The sequence below is a fragment of the Luteococcus sp. H101 genome (genome assembly GCF_038433155.1).
Taxonomy (GTDB): domain Bacteria; phylum Actinomycetota; class Actinomycetes; order Propionibacteriales; family Propionibacteriaceae; genus Luteococcus.
This window is the reverse complement of record NZ_JBCDMW010000022.1, coordinates 26,443-40,264: the sequence shown is the minus strand read 5'-3', so window position 1 is coordinate 40,264 and position 13,822 is coordinate 26,443. Positions and strand designations below refer to the sequence as shown.

Genomic DNA, 13,822 nt, shown 5'->3' with positions numbered 1-13,822 from the left:
CGGGGTGAGTCGGTGAGCTCGGTTCACCGGTGACGAGCGGAGGCGGAGCCGCAGCGAGTCGATGTGTCTCAGTTCATCAGGTCCGCGTAGAGCACGGTGGACAGGTAGCGCTCACCGAAGTCCGGCAGCACGACGACGATGGTCTTGCCGGCCATGTCGGCGCGTTCGGCCACCTGCTTGGCTGCCACCAGGGCGGCGCCGGAGGAGATGCCCACCAGCAGGCCCTCATCCTTGGCGGCGCGGCGAGCCATCTCGATGGCGTCCTCGCCCTTGACCGCCACAACCTCGTCCAGGATCTCCCGGTTCAGGATGTCGGGCACGAAGTTGGCGCCCAGGCCCTGGATCTTGTGCGGGCCGGCCTTCCCCTCGGTCAGCAGCGGGCTCTCGGCCGGCTCGACGGCGATCACCTTCACCTCGCCCTTCTGGGACTTGAGGTATTCGCCGGCGCCGGAGACGGTGCCACCGGTGCCGATGCCCGCGACGAAGACGTCGACGCTGCCGTCGGTGTCCTCCCAGACCTCGGGGCCGGTGGTCTTTAGGTGGATCTCCCGGTTGGCCTGGTTGGCGAACTGGCGGGCCAGGATGCCGCCGCGCTCGGCGGCAATCTCCTCGGCCTTGGCCACGGCACCCTTCATGCCGTCGGCCCCCGGGGTGAGCACCAGCTCGGCGCCGTAGGCGCGCAGCAGGGCGCGACGCTCCATGCTCATGGTCTCCGGCATGCACAGCACCACCTGGTAGCCACGGGCGGCGCCCACCATGGCCAGGGCGATGCCGGTGTTGCCACTGGTGCCCTCCACGATGGTGCCACCGGGCTTCAGTTCGCCCGAGGCCTCGGCGGCATCAATGATGGCGACGCCGATCCGATCCTTGACGGAATTGGCCGGGTTGTAGAACTCCAGCTTGGCCAGCACGGTGGCATTGCTGCCAGCCAGCTTGTTGATCTGCACCAGGGGGGTACGGCCGACGACGGCGGTCACGTCTGAGTAGGTCTTCATGTTCGCTGCAACTCAGCCGCTGGAGGATTTGTTCCGGATTCCTCGAAGATTTCAGATAGTGGTCATACCGAGCAGGGGGCTTCGCAGCCGGTATCGCGACGCGCGGTGAGCAGGGTGGTGGCTTTCCCCTAGACTTTGGCCCATGCCAGCAGCCCACGATCTCGTCGTCGTCATCGACTTCGGCGCGCAGTACGCCCAGCTGATCGCCCGTCGCGTGCGAGAAGCCAATGTGTACTCCGAAATCATGCCCCACACCGCCACCGTCGAACAGATCATGGCCAGGCAGCCCGCCGCCATCATCCTGTCCGGTGGGCCGCAGTCGGTCTATGCCGACGGCGCGCCCCAGGTGGATCCCGCGCTGTTCACCGCCGGGGTGCCCGCCTTCGGCATCTGCTACGGCTTCCAGGCGATGGCCAATGCCCTGGGCGGCACGGTTGCCAAGACCGGGCTGAGCGAGTTCGGCCGCACCTCCGTCGCCGTGACCGAGCCCGGATGCCTGCTGGCCCAGCTGCCCAGCACCATGAACATCTGGATGAGCCACGGCGACTCCGTCACCCAGGCTCCCGACGGCTTCACCCCGCTGGCCCGCACCGCCGGAGCCCCCGTCGCCGCATTCGAGAACACCGAGGCCAAGCTGGCCGGCGTGCAGTGGCACCCCGAGGTGCTGCACTCCGAGCAGGGGCAGGCGGTGCTGGAGCGCTTCCTCTTCCAGATCGCTGGGCTCAAGCCCGACTGGACCAGCGACAACATTGTCGACGAGCAGGTGGAGCGAATCCGCCAGCAGGTGGGCGACAAGAAGGTGCTGTGCGCCCTGTCCGGCGGCGTCGACTCGATGGTTGCCGCGGCCATCGTGCAGAAGGCGATCGGTGACCAGTTGACCTGCGTCTATGTTGATCACGGCCTGCAGCGCAAGGGCGAGTCCGACCAGGTGGAGAAGGACTTCGTCGAGATCACCGGCGCCAAGCTCGTCGTCAAGGACGTCAGTGAGCGCTTCCTGGCCAAGCTGGCCGGCGTCACCGACCCGGAGACCAAGCGCAAGACCATCGGCAACGAGTTCATCCGGGTCTTCGAGGACACTGCCCGGGAGATCGCCGACGCCGACGGGATCGACTTCCTGGTGCAGGGCACCCTGTACCCCGACGTCGTCGAGTCCGGTGGGGGAGAGGGTGCCGCCAACATCAAGAGCCACCACAATGTCGGCGGCCTGCCCGACGACATGCAGTTCCAGCTCATCGAGCCGCTGCGCACCCTGTTCAAGGACGAGGTGCGCGCCGCCGGCCTGCAGCTCGGCCTGCCCGAGAAGCTGGTCTACCGGCACCCCTTCCCCGGCCCCGGCCTGGGCATCCGGATCATCGGCGAGGTCACCAAGGAACGGCTGGACATCCTGCGGGAAGCCGACTTCATCGCCCGCGACGAGCTGACCAAGGCCGGCCTGGACCGCTCCATCTGGCAGTTCCCCGTGGTGCTGCTGGCCGACGTGCGCTCCGTCGGGGTGCAGGGCGACGGCCGCACCTACGGGCATCCGATTGTGCTGCGCCCCGTCACCAGCGAGGATGCGATGACCGCCGACTGGGGTCGGCTGCCCTATGAGCTGCTGGAGAAGATGAGCACGCGCATCACCAATGAGGTGCGCGAGGTGAACCGCGTCGTCGTCGACGTCACCAGCAAGCCGCCGGGCACCATCGAGTGGGAGTGAACATTGGGGGCATGCTGCCCCCAAACCCCCTACCGGGGTCGCGAGAGTGCCCGGCCATTCACTGTGTGGGTGGTCGGGCTTCTCCTTTCCTGGTGCTCGCTGCGCTCGCGCTCTTGTCGGTTCCGGGCAGGCGCACCGGCTCCTGCGTCGCCTGCCTGCCCGGGCTGCTCACGCTCGTTCCTCGCGCTCGCAGCACCAGTGAGCCTGGGGGGCATGCTGCCCCCACCCTCTGCCGGGGTTCTGAGAGTGCCCGGCCGTCCATTTCGGTGGGTGGCCGGGTTCTTTCAGTTCGTGAGTCGCTTCGCCCCGTCCTGACTGTTCCGGCCAGGCGCATCGCTCCTTCGTCGCTGTCTGGACGGGCTGCTCACGGTTCGTTCCTCACCGCTCGCAGCGCCCCCTCGACAAGCTCGGGGACCGTGGCGGGGTCAGGCTCGGGGACCGTGGTGAGGTCGGGCTCGGGGACCGTCGTGGGGTGGGGTCAGCAGCGTGAGGTGACCACGGCGGCCGAGCCTGTCGAGGCCTGCCGGCCACCCAGCGTGCGGTGACAACGGCGGCCGAGTTCGGTGGGCTCTCTTACGCGACGGAACCAGGCGGCCGCCCTTCGACAGGCTCACGAAGCGCTTGTCCGAGGGTTGGTCGCTGATCCGGTCCCGCAATGACGAAGTGCCCGCCCCGGGAGGGGCGGGCACTTCGTGGGAAAGGGGGTATCGGATCAGTTGCGGGGGTCGCCCTCGTAGGGGTTGAAGACCTCCTGCGGGCGCTCGGCGCTGGGGGCCTGGGCGCGCTTGGCGTCGTTGCTGGCCTTCCATTCCTTGGCCTGGCCAATCAGGGTGTCGACGCCGGCCTTGTCGGAGCCCTCCTCGGGCATCAGCAGCCACAGCAGCGGGTAGATCCACAGGCTGACGCCGCCGATCAGCACGGCGCCGGCGACGACGACGCGGACGAGGGCGGTGTCGACCTTGAGGTAGCGGGCGATGCCGGAGCAGACACCGGCGATCACGCGGTCGTCGGTGGGGCGGACGAGGTTCGGGATGAGGGCCATGGTCTTGTCTCCTTGGTAGTGGCCGACGGTGGGTGACCCGTCGGCCGGGATGGGCGGTTGCCCGTGGTGCCTTGGTGACTCCCATCCTTCTCCCACAAGGGGGCTTCCGCCATCCGGCATCACCCTGAGAGGGTCCCGACTGTTGCCCCTCATGGGTGTTCTGGGCTGGCGCCCAACGCGCGTGCATGTGAGTCTTGGTATCACGATGAATCAGCCCCAGAGCCCGATGCCGAGCCTGCCCGAGCAGCCGCCCGGGCCGTCGGCGCGCCCGGGCGCAGGCCACCCCGATCTGGCAGCGGAAGCCCCGGCTCCCGTCGCCCAGCCCTCGGCGGTTCCGACGGCGCCCAATGGCCTGCCCGCCACGGTGGCCCGCCCAGACGACGAGCTGGCGCCGCCCCGGGCTCGACGGGTGTCCGAGGGGGCCTGGCTGGGTGGCGTCTGCACCGGCATCGCGCAGCATCTGGGCTGGCCGCTGCTGGTGGTTCGCGGCGGCTTCGTGGTGCTGGGCTCCATGCAGATGCTCGGCGTCTTCCTCTACGGGCTGCTGTGGATGCTGATGCCCTCCCAGCAGGAGGAGTCTGCCCAGAACCCGGAAGCCCCCGGCCTGGAGGCGGCCAAGCGCCAGGACATGCGCCGCCCGGGCAGCGCCATGGTCCGGGCCAAGCGCGACGGCGCCGCCGTGGGGGCCCTGGCGCTGATCGGCGGGGGTACCGTCCTGCTGGCCGAGCGCTTCGGTGCCGGCCCCTCGTCGGCGATCTTCTGGCCGCTGGCCTTCGCTGCCGTCGGCCTGACCATCGTCTGGCGGCAGGCCGACGCCCCCCGCCCGTCGAAGGAGGAGCTGGCCCAGGGCGGTCGGCTGGACCGGCTGCTGCTCGGCCGCGGCTGGGCAGAGGTGGTCCGGATGGTGGTCGGCCTGGGTCTGGTGGGGGTTTCGGTCTCCATGGTGGCCGCCAGTCAGATCGGCGTCGCGCAACTGCCCATCGTTCTCGGATTCTCCGCGCTGATGCTGTTGGGCGTGACCATTGCCGCTGCGCCGTGGATTGCCAAGTGGCGTCGCGCCTCCCAATCCGCCCATGAACGGGCCGTTCTGGAGCAGGCGCGGGCGGACATGGCCGCCCACCTGCATGACTCGGTGCTGCAGACCCTGGCCCTGATCCAGCGCCAGTCCAACGATCCCAAGGCCGTCGCCTCGCTGGCCCGACGCCAGGAGCGGGAGCTGCGCACCTGGCTCTACGGCGAGGTACCGGCCGAGACCACCCTGAAGGCCGCCCTGACCAGGGCCTGCACGGAGATCGAGGACGAGCGCGGGGTGGAGATCGAGCTGGTCTGCGTCGGCGACGTGGACACCGACAGCCGCACCGACGCGGTGGTGCGTGCCGCCCGCGAGGCCATGATGAATGCTGCCAAGCACTCCGGCGCGCCGCGGATCGACGTCTACTGCGAGGTGGAGCCCGGCCTGGTGGAGGTCTTCGTCCGGGACCGTGGGGCGGGTTTCGAGCTGGCGGCCATCGGTGATGACAGGATGGGTGTGAAGCGCTCGATCATCGAGCGGATGGAGCGCCACGGTGGCAGTGCTCGGATCCGGTCGGCGCCCGGCGAGGGCACCGAGGTCCGGCTGGTGATGGAGATCGAAAGGGAACAGTGATGGAGCCAGAACAGCAGAGCATGCTTGGCCAGCAGCCCGAGGGCGCGCAGCCCAACGAGCCGGTGCGTACCGGCCCGTGGCGGGTGGTGCTGGTGGACGACCACGCCATGTTCCGCGCCGGGGTGCGTCACGAGCTGGGAGATTCCACCCGGATCACCATCGTCGGCGAGGGGGAGGATGTGCCCACCGCGGTGCGCAGCATCGCCGAGCACCAGCCCGACGTCGTGCTGCTGGACGTCCACCTGCCCGGTGGTGGCGGCGCCGAGGTGGTCAAGCAGGTGCACGCCCGGCTGCCGCAGATCAAGTTCCTGGCCCTGAGCGTGTCCGACGCCGCCGAGGACGTGATCGGCGTGATCCGGGCCGGGGCTCGCGGCTATGTCACCAAGTCCATCTCCAGCGAGGAACTGCTGGAGGCGATCGACCGGGTGGCCGGCGGCGACGCCGTCTTCTCCCCCCGGCTGGCGGGCTTCGTGCTGGACGCCTTCAGCGGCAGCATCGACGTCGCCAGCGTCGACGAGGACCTGGACCGGCTCAGCCCCCGGGAGCGGGAGGTGCTGAAACTGATCGCCCGTGGCTACGCCTACAAGGAGGTGGCGCGGGAGCTGTTCATCAGCGTCAAGACCGTCGAGACCCACGTCTCCAGCGTGTTGCGCAAGCTGCAGCTCTCCAACCGGCACCAGCTCACCAAGTGGGCCACCGACCGGAAGCTGGTCTGAACCCTTCCGGCTGCTGGTCAGCCGCGACGGCGGGCCACGGCGCCCAACACCAGCCGCAACACGCCCAGGCCGATCAGCACGAAGGGTGCCGCGTCGGTGAGCTGTTTGCGGTCCACCGGGTGCCCGGTGGCCCGCCAGAGCACCAGCCCGGTCAGCAGACAGAGCACCAGCCCCCACCACAGGCCGGCCGCGTCCAGGCGACGTCGCGTCGGGGCCGCCTCACGCATGGCGCACCTGTGCCGCAGCCGCCCGGAGGTCCAGCTCGATCACCAGCCGGGGATTGTCCGGGCGGGACTCCGGCCAACTGCCGGTGCGCTGTCCGTCGGCGGTGAAGGTCTCCCGGCCGCGGGTCACCTCCAGGTCCGCACCCGTGAGGCGGTAGTCGATCCGCACGTCGGCATCATGGGGGAGGACCAGCTTCACGTCGGCCGCGGTGGCCCGGATGGACACCGTGTGGGGCGAGGCGCCGGACAGGTCCAGGCCGGACAGGTCATAGCTGGCCTCGGTGGCCGCCAACTCGATCCGGTTGGTGGGAAGCTGGCTGACCGAGGTCCAGGTGACGTCCCGAGGCTCCACCATGCTCCGGTCGAGCGGTGGGGCGACGGCCGACGCGAAGACCAGCAGGCCGGCCAGCACCGCCAGTCGGGGCCGAGGGAGCCGCAGCAGGGCACAGGACAGCAGCGCCAGGGAGAGGACCGCCAGGGCGGCACCGTGCTGCAACAGGCGGGGATCGGCTCCCGGTAGCCGTTGCATCACGCCCGAAAGGGCCGCCAGCCGGGCGGCGCCAGCGGCCAGGGCCAGCACCAGCAGGCCGAGCAGCAAGGACTTGCGGGGCCGACGGCGGGTCGGCGTCGGCGGGGCCCACTGCTGGTAGGGCGAGGCCTGGGTGTGCGCCGGTGGGCCCATCGGCTGGAAACCGGTCGGGACGAATGGTGGCCCGCCGGCCGTGGCGGCGAGCACCGGTGCCGGTGCCGGTACGGGGGCGGCGGGCGGTGGCGGCGGGAAGGTCGGCGGGGGATAGTTCGGTGGCGGCAGCTGCCGGGTGGGTTCGTGCTGCCCGGGTTCGGGCGGGAGCGGAACGGTGTGCTCCAGGTTGAGCACCTGGGTGTGCTCGATCCGCTCGGTGTGCTCGATCTCCAGCGCCCGGGTGGTCTCATTGTCTGCGGCCGCGGGCTCGATCACCTGGGTGTACTCCAGGTCCGGATCCGGCTCGATCACCTGGGTGTGCGTGAGGTCCGGGTTCTGCTGGATCGTCCGGGTGTGCACCAGGTCCGGGTTCTGCTCGACCACTTGGTTCGGCTCCTCGGCGTGGTGGCCCAGACTGTCCAGCCGATCCGCCCACGCCTGGGTGGCCAGGGCGAACTGGGAGCCGGGCGCGACGGACGGGAAGGCCGGGCTCGGTGCGGTCTGGGCGGTGGGTTCGGCGTCGGAGCGCTGACGTCTGGCCAGGGCAACCATGATCAGCAGCACGATCCCGGGAGCCACGCTCCAGGCCGCCACCGAGCCGAAAAGCAGGGTGCAGGCCAGGCTCACGGCCAGCCCCAGGGTGAGCTGCTGCTGCCGGCTCAGCCCGTCGAGGGGCGGAAACCACTGCTGGGCAAAGCTCTGGCTGCGTCCCTTCTGTGGCAGCACCAGCCAGGCCCAGGCGTAGAGCGCGATCCCGAAGCCCGAGCTGAGCGCCAGGACGACGGCGGCGACTCGTACCAGCAGGGGGTCGACCCGCAGCCGCTGGGCCAGCGCGAAGCACACCCCGGCCAGCAGCGCGTCGTCACGGCTGCGGTACAGGGCCGGGGCATGAGTCTCCATGTGCCCCATGGTGCTGCGGGATTGCCGGTTGCACCATCGGGAATGACCCTGAGATCCCGCCGGTTCCGCCTCGTCGCTCGGGTTTCGTCATGCCGCGACGGATCTATCCGTCGCGGCATGACGAAACCCGAGCGGCCAGGCGGGGGGCGGACGCAGCAGGGCCCCGGCCGAAGCCGGGGCCCTGCTGGATCGTGGTTTGGGGAAGGAAAGGTCAGGTGTCAGACGTGGCTGGACTTGCGCTGGATGAAGCCCCAGATCGCCAGGACGATCAGCGACCCGACGACAGCCATCAGGATGCCGTAGAGGTTGATCGAGGAGACGGACTTGTTGAACAGCGTCGAGCCCAGGAAGCTGCCGACGAAGGCTCCGACAACACCCAGCAGCATGGTGACGATGATGCCACCGCCCTGCTTACCGGGCATGACGAGCTTGGCGAGAGCACCGGCGATGAGGCCGAGGACGAGCGTTGCAATGAATCCCATGGCTACGACGATAGATCAGGGGACTTGAAAAGTCGCGTCATTCCACCCCGGGCGAAAAGAACCCACCCCAAGGGGTGAACAGTGCGGCCCCATGGGCGGCAACGGTAGGCTGAGTAGCGGCTTCGTGCGGTCGGCTGGCAGACATCGACGGCGCCGGGCCCAGCTGTAGCGGATCAGAACAGCGGACGCCAGGGCGCCAGCAGGGCCTCGGTGAACTTGGCCACCCCGGAGCGTCGCTGCCACTCCTCGCGGGTCAGCTCGACGCAGTTGGCCTCATCCACCGCCCAGATCTCCTCCATCCGACGCGCCACGTCGGCGTCCAGGACCTCCGCATTCACCTCGTAGTTGCCGGCCAGACTGAGCCGGTCAAGATTGGCGGTGCCGATGGTGGACCAGTAGCCGTCGATGGTGGCGGTCTTGGCGTGCACCATCGCGCCCTGGTAGAGGAACAGGCGCACGCCATACTTCAGCAGGTCGTCGTAGAAGCCGCGGGAGAGCCAGTCCGCCACCACATGGTTGGACTGGGCGGGAACGATGATCCGCACGTCCACCCCGCGTCGCGCCGCGGAGAACAGGGCGGCGGTCAGGTCGTCGTCGGGAATCAGGTAGGCCTGGGTCAGCCAAATCCGATCCACCGCCCGGTCGATGGCCTCCAGGTACATGTTGCGAATGGGGTAGACCGAGATCTTGGGGGTGTTGCGGTGCACCCGCACCGACGTCTCCCAGGAGCGCACCCCGTGCTGCACCAGCTCATGGTCCGCGTCGCGACGAGCACTCAGGACCCCCACGTGCCGCAGGTTCCAGTAGTCGACGAAGGCATTCTCCACCTCCGCCACGGCCGGGCCCACCAGCCGGGCGTGGGTGTCGCGCCAGCGGTTGGCATAGGTGTCGCCGATGTTGTAGCCGCCGATGTAGGCCACCCGGGAATCAACCACCAGCAGCTTGCGATGGTCCCGGCCGATGCTGCGCGGGGTGGGAATGGGGCTGGCGATGATCGGATGGCTCTGGACCAGCACATTGTCCGGGAAACGGAAAAAGCTGCGCGGCACCACCAGGTTGGCGAATTCGTCATAGACCAGGCACACCTTCACCCCCCGGTCCGCGGCATCGATCAGGGCCTGCTTGAACTCGTGACCAATCTGGTCACCCTTCCAGATGTAGGTCTCGAAGTAGATCGTGCGGGTGGCCGACGCAATGTCGGCCAGCATGTCGCGGTACAGGTCGTCGCCGAAGGTGTACACGGTCACCTCGTCCTTGCCGGCCGTCACCGGCGTCGGGTCCGCGACGGGGAAGCGGTAGGGGCGTCGGTGCCGCCGCTGTACCGCGTCGACGGCCGTCAGCCCGAGCGCCGTGCCCACCTGCGCCGTGAACACGGTGGCCATGGCGCGGACGGCGAGGCGACGAAGATCGGGGCGGTGCATGCCACCACGATAGCCACCCGGACTGGCGGCGCTCCCGGCCTGCCGGGGCGGCCATGTCGGTGGCAGCGAATAGGGTGTACCTGCCATGAGTGACCTGCCGATGCCCGACCTGTTCAGCGCCTTCCAGCCCGAACCCACCCGCCGCCCGCCGGCCCCCCGCCCGGAGCGACCCACCGGAGGTGCACGGCGCCCCGACGTCGAAGAACTCCTGGAAGGGCTGAACCCGCCGCAGCGGCAGGCCGTGCTGCACGCCGGCGGGCCGGTGCTGGTGGTGGCCGGTGCCGGATCCGGCAAGACCCGGGTGCTCACCCGCCGGATCGCCTACCTGGTGGCCGAACGCGACGTGCACCCCGGATCCATCCTGGCCATCACCTTCACCAACAAGGCGGCCGCGGAGATGAAGAGCCGGGTGATCGAGCTGGTCGGCAACCGGGCCAAGCTGATGTGGGTCAGCACCTTCCACTCCGCCTGCGTCCGGATCCTGCGCAGTGACATCGACCGCTTCGGGATGAACAAGAACTTCTCCATCTACGACGACACCGACGCCAAGCGGTTGATGACCCTGGTCACCCGGGAACTGGAGATGGATTCCAAGCGCTTCCCGGTGCGCGCGGTGATGAACTGGGTCAGCAACTGCAAGAACGAGCTGGTGGACCATGAGACCGCCCTGCAGCAGGCGGGCGAGGGCAATGAGCGCCCCTATGCCGAGGCCTATGCGGAATACCAGCGCAGGCTGGTGGCTGCCAATGCCCTGGACTTCGATGACCTGATCATGACCACCGTGCACCTGCTGCAGGCCTTCCCGGACCTCAGGGAGGGCTACCGACGTCGCTTCCGGCAGGTGCTCGTCGACGAGTACCAGGACACCAATCATGCCCAGTACCAGCTGATCCGCCAGCTCTGCGGTGAGCTGGACGACGTCCAGCTCACCGATGGCAGCCCGGTGATGGACCCGCCCGAGCTGATGGTGGTGGGCGACTCCGACCAGTCGATCTACGCCTTCCGCGGCGCCACCATCCGCAACATCCTGGACTTCGAGAGCGACTTCCCCGGCGCTGCCACCATCCTGCTGGAGCAGAACTACCGCTCCACCCAGAACATCCTCAGCGCCGCCAATGCCGTGATCGGCCACAATCCCAACCGGCCGGAGAAGCGGCTGTGGAGTGACCAGGGCGAGGGCGACCTGATCACCGGCTACGTCGCCGACACCGAGCACGACGAGGCCCAGTTCATCGCCACCGAGATCGACAAGCTGGCCGACGCCGGCACGTCCCGCTACGGCGACACCGCGGTCTTCTACCGCACCAATGCGCAGTCCCGGGCCTTCGAGGAGGTCTTCATCCGGGTCGGGTTGCCGTACAAGGTGGTCGGCGGGGTGCGCTTCTACGAGCGTCGGGAGATCCGCGACGCGATCAGCTACCTGCGGGCCATCGCCAATCCGGCCGACGACGTGAGCGTGCGGCGGATCCTGAACGTGCCCAAGCGGGGGATCGGGGACCGGGCCGAGGCCGCGATCGAAGCCCTGGCCACCAGCGAGCGGATCAGTTTCTCCGACGCCCTGGAACGGGCCAGCGAGGCCCCCGGGATCGCCACCCGCAGCTTCAAGCAGATCAAGGCCTTCGCGGAGATGATGGCCAAGCACCGGCAGATGGTGGCCGACGGCCTGCCCGCCGACGAGATCTGCACCTCGATCCTCAAGGAGTCCGGCTACCTGGCCGAGCTGGAACAGTCCACCGATCCCCAGGACGAGACCCGGCTGGAGAATCTCGTCGAGCTGGTGGCGGTGGCCGGCGAGTTCGTGGCCGCGGCGCATGCCGTCGACCTCGGCGAGGGGGTCCCCGGCCTGGCCGAAAGTGACGTGGAGAGTGAGGAGCTGGCCGACGAACTGGTGGCCGGGATGCCCGAGCCTGACGACAGCCTGCCCGCCTTCCTGGAACGGATCGCGCTGGTGGCCGACTCCGACCAGATCCCCGACGACGGTGACGGCGCCGGGGTGGTCACCCTGATGACGCTGCACACCGCCAAGGGGCTGGAATTCGACACCGTCTTCCTCACGGGATTCGAGGACGGCGTCTTCCCGCACATGCGTGCCCTGATGGACCGCAACGAGCTGCAGGAGGAGCGACGGTTGGCCTACGTCGGCATCACCCGGGCCCGCAAACGGCTCTATCTCTCCCGTGCCGCGGTGCGGACCGCGTGGGGTTCACCGGCCTACAACCCGCCCAGCCGCTTCTTCGACGAGATTCCCGCCCACCTGCTGGACTGGCGCCGCACCGGCGCCGCCCTGACCGGCTGGGCCACCACGTCGGCCACCCGGACGGCGCAGGCCCGGCAGGGAACTGGGCGCGGCTACTCCTCCGGCAAGACCCTGGGCGGAGGACCCTCCTTCGGCTCCGGCCAGGTCAAGCCCAAGCGGTTGACCACCGTCGAGGCGGGGGAGCGGGTGCTGCATTCCAGCTTCGGGCTGGGCACCGTGGTCGGCGTCACCGGCAGCGGGGAGACCATGAAGGCCGACGTGGACTTCGGCTCCGCCGGGGTGAAACGCCTGAGCCTGAAGCACGCACCGATGGAAAAGTTGTAGGGCCGCCTGGTTCAGATCCGTGGGCGGCTTGTGTCCAGGCGCCTGTGGGGCTGGCGCGCCCAGTGATGCGAGCGGGCCAACCCCGCGGGATGCAACAAGCCCCGCACCGGAGGTGCGGGGCTTGCTGAGAAGGCTGAGGGCCGTCGGTCACATGTGGACGCCGAGCGTCAACAGGTAGGTAACAGGATTCTTGGCGGAGTAGACATCGCCGGGGGTGGTGCCCGACGGGTAGTACTCGAAGTGCAGGTGCGGGCCGAAGGTACGGCCCTTCATGCCGACGTAGCCGATCACGGTGCCGGCCTTGACCACCTGGCCCGGCTGAACCGTGTACTGGCTCATGTGGGCGTACAGGGTGGAATTGCCGTTGGCGTGGTGCAGCACCAGGGCGCTGTCGCCGGCCCAGCCCTGGCAGCCACCGCAGTTGGTGGCGGCCACACCGTCGGCGACGGCGAGGATCGGGGTGCCGACCGGGGCGGGCAGATCCTGCCCGGTGTGCCAGCGGGACCATGAGCCGTACTGGCCCCAGGAGGCGCCGACGGAGTAGGTGCCGGGGCGCATCGGGGTGGAGCCGCCACCGCCGGTCACGGTGCCAGCGGCGGGAGTGGTGGCGGCCGGGGCGGTCTTGGCGCCCTCGGCCTGCTTCTTCTTCATCTCCGCCTCGGCGGCCTTCTTGGCCTCCGCCTCGGACTTGCCCTGGGCCTTCAGCTTCGCCTCGGCCTTGCGCTTCTCCTCGGCGATCCGGCCGGCCTCGGCCTTGACCTTGGCCATGTCGACGTCGATCTGGTCGCCGCGGTAGTCGGCACCGGCGTCGGTGGCGGTCTTGGTGACCGTCTCGTTCACGTCGGCCAGGGTGCCCTGACGCATGGTGGCGTCCTCATTGGCAACCGCCCGGCTCAGCTCGGTGCGAGCCGCGGTGCGGGAGATGGAGGTGCGGCCGGCGAAGGCGGCCAGCGTGCCCTTGTTCTGGCGCTGCACGGTGTTGGCCTGTGCCACCTGAGACTGGACCTGCTGCTCAATGCTCAGGGCGTCGGGGGCGGCCACGGCGCGCGTGATGTCCTTGGCGTTCTTGTCGGTGGAGACCGCGGAGGTGTCCACCCGATCCGAGCTGGCGGAAGCAGTGGCGACCACGCCGCCGACCGTCAACAGGCTCAGGGTGCTGACCGCGAGGGCCGCCAGGCTGCGCTTCAGCACGCTGGGGGCGGCGTCTTCCTCGGCGGTGTCCAGAACACTGTCGAAGTCGAGTTCGTCGGGGGTCTCCGACACCTCCAGGACGCGCTTGGCGCGCACCTTGCGGAACGGGGTGTGGGACACGGTTCTCCTAAACGGGTGATGACAATTCAGATCCTACGACGCGCCGGGCACTTTGTCGGCTGCGGTCGCAGGGAGCTGCGGGACTTCCCGCAGGTTTCGCGACTAGATGAACCTTAGCATTTCTCAG

General features: G+C 69.1%; 11 protein-coding genes. 4 read left to right on the top strand and 7 right to left on the bottom strand.

The genetic code is table 11. From position 1 onward, the window contains the following. Nucleotides 1–68 precede the first annotated feature (68 nt). Nucleotides 69–995 (bottom strand): cysteine synthase A, encoded by a 927-nt coding sequence (gene cysK / locus AAEX60_RS09240; RefSeq protein ID WP_342102893.1) that lies wholly within the window; start codon nucleotides 993–995, stop codon nucleotides 69–71. A gap of 142 nt (nucleotides 996–1,137) precedes the next feature. Between cysK and guaA the strand changes: the two genes are divergently transcribed. Next, a complete protein-coding gene (gene guaA / locus AAEX60_RS09235; protein ID WP_342102892.1) occupies nucleotides 1,138–2,691 on the top strand; it encodes a glutamine-hydrolyzing GMP synthase in 1,554 nt (517 codons plus the stop codon). A gap of 712 nt (nucleotides 2,692–3,403) precedes the next feature. On the opposite strand, the gene AAEX60_RS09230 is transcribed toward guaA, so the two are convergent. Next, entirely contained in the window at nucleotides 3,404–3,733 is a 330-nt protein-coding gene (locus AAEX60_RS09230; protein WP_342102889.1) for a PspC domain-containing protein, read from the bottom strand. Nucleotides 3,734–3,938: 205 nt separating this feature from the next. On the opposite strand from AAEX60_RS09230, the gene AAEX60_RS09225 reads away from it, so the two are divergent. After that, on the top strand, nucleotides 3,939–5,378 hold the full coding sequence (locus AAEX60_RS09225; protein ID WP_342102887.1) for an ATP-binding protein: 1,440 nt from the start codon (nucleotides 3,939–3,941) through the stop codon (nucleotides 5,376–5,378). A 20-nt stretch (nucleotides 5,379–5,398) separates the two neighbouring features. Next, nucleotides 5,399–6,094 carry a response regulator transcription factor gene (locus AAEX60_RS09220; protein ID WP_342103158.1) on the top strand — a complete coding sequence of 232 codons (696 nt, stop codon included), beginning with the start codon at nucleotides 5,399–5,401 and terminating at the stop codon, nucleotides 6,092–6,094. Between the two features lie 17 nt (nucleotides 6,095–6,111). Here AAEX60_RS09220 and AAEX60_RS09215 read toward each other — a convergent pair whose 3' ends face one another. From AAEX60_RS09215 to AAEX60_RS09200, 4 genes are all read right to left on the bottom strand, one after another. Then, the gene (locus AAEX60_RS09215) at nucleotides 6,112–6,321 is read right to left on the bottom strand and encodes a hypothetical protein (protein WP_342102885.1); all 210 of its coding nucleotides are present in this window, start codon (nucleotides 6,319–6,321) and stop codon (nucleotides 6,112–6,114) included. Then, a complete protein-coding gene (locus AAEX60_RS09210) occupies nucleotides 6,314–7,900 on the bottom strand; it encodes a PspC domain-containing protein (protein ID WP_342102882.1) in 1,587 nt (528 codons plus the stop codon). Before AAEX60_RS09210 ends, AAEX60_RS09215 begins: the two co-directional genes overlap by 8 nt. Nucleotides 7,901–8,118: 218 nt before the next feature. Then, nucleotides 8,119–8,382, bottom strand: coding sequence for a GlsB/YeaQ/YmgE family stress response membrane protein (locus AAEX60_RS09205; protein WP_342102880.1), 264 nt, complete (start codon nucleotides 8,380–8,382; stop codon nucleotides 8,119–8,121). 173 nt (nucleotides 8,383–8,555) lie between these two features. Then, nucleotides 8,556–9,803: a phospholipase D-like domain-containing protein gene (locus tag AAEX60_RS09200; RefSeq protein WP_342102878.1), complete on the bottom strand. Its 1,248-nt coding sequence runs from the start codon at nucleotides 9,801–9,803 to the stop codon at nucleotides 8,556–8,558. 94 nt (nucleotides 9,804–9,897) lie between these two features. Here AAEX60_RS09200 and pcrA point away from each other — a divergent pair, with 94 nt between their 5' ends. Next, on the top strand, nucleotides 9,898–12,384 hold the full coding sequence (gene pcrA / locus AAEX60_RS09195) for a DNA helicase PcrA (RefSeq protein WP_446721304.1): 2,487 nt from the start codon (nucleotides 9,898–9,900) through the stop codon (nucleotides 12,382–12,384). A gap of 147 nt (nucleotides 12,385–12,531) precedes the next feature. Here the strand turns inward: pcrA and AAEX60_RS09190 are convergent, their stop codons facing one another. Further along, a complete protein-coding gene (locus tag AAEX60_RS09190) occupies nucleotides 12,532–13,695 on the bottom strand; it encodes a M23 family metallopeptidase (protein WP_342102875.1) in 1,164 nt (387 codons plus the stop codon). Between the last annotated feature and the right edge of the window lie 127 nt (nucleotides 13,696–13,822).

Excerpts from the sequence above, each read along its gene's own strand:
- AAEX60_RS09205 (WP_342102880.1), bottom strand. The coding sequence starts at position 8,382 with ATGGGATTCATTGCAACGCTCGTCCTCGGCCTCATCGCCGGTGCTCTC.
- AAEX60_RS09210 (WP_342102882.1), bottom strand. The coding sequence starts at position 7,900 with ATGGAGACTCATGCCCCGGCCCTGTACCGCAGCCGTGACGACGCGCTG.
- AAEX60_RS09200 (WP_342102878.1), bottom strand. The coding sequence starts at position 9,803 with ATGCACCGCCCCGATCTTCGTCGCCTCGCCGTCCGCGCCATGGCCACC.
- guaA (WP_342102892.1), top strand. The coding sequence starts at position 1,138 with ATGCCAGCAGCCCACGATCTCGTCGTCGTCATCGACTTCGGCGCGCAG.
- AAEX60_RS09230 (WP_342102889.1), bottom strand. The coding sequence starts at position 3,733 with ATGGCCCTCATCCCGAACCTCGTCCGCCCCACCGACGACCGCGTGATC.
- AAEX60_RS09220 (WP_342103158.1), top strand. The coding sequence starts at position 5,399 with ATGCTTGGCCAGCAGCCCGAGGGCGCGCAGCCCAACGAGCCGGTGCGT.
- cysK (WP_342102893.1), bottom strand. The coding sequence starts at position 995 with ATGAAGACCTACTCAGACGTGACCGCCGTCGTCGGCCGTACCCCCCTG.
- AAEX60_RS09215 (WP_342102885.1), bottom strand. The coding sequence starts at position 6,321 with ATGCGTGAGGCGGCCCCGACGCGACGTCGCCTGGACGCGGCCGGCCTG.
- AAEX60_RS09225 (WP_342102887.1), top strand. The coding sequence starts at position 3,939 with ATGAATCAGCCCCAGAGCCCGATGCCGAGCCTGCCCGAGCAGCCGCCC.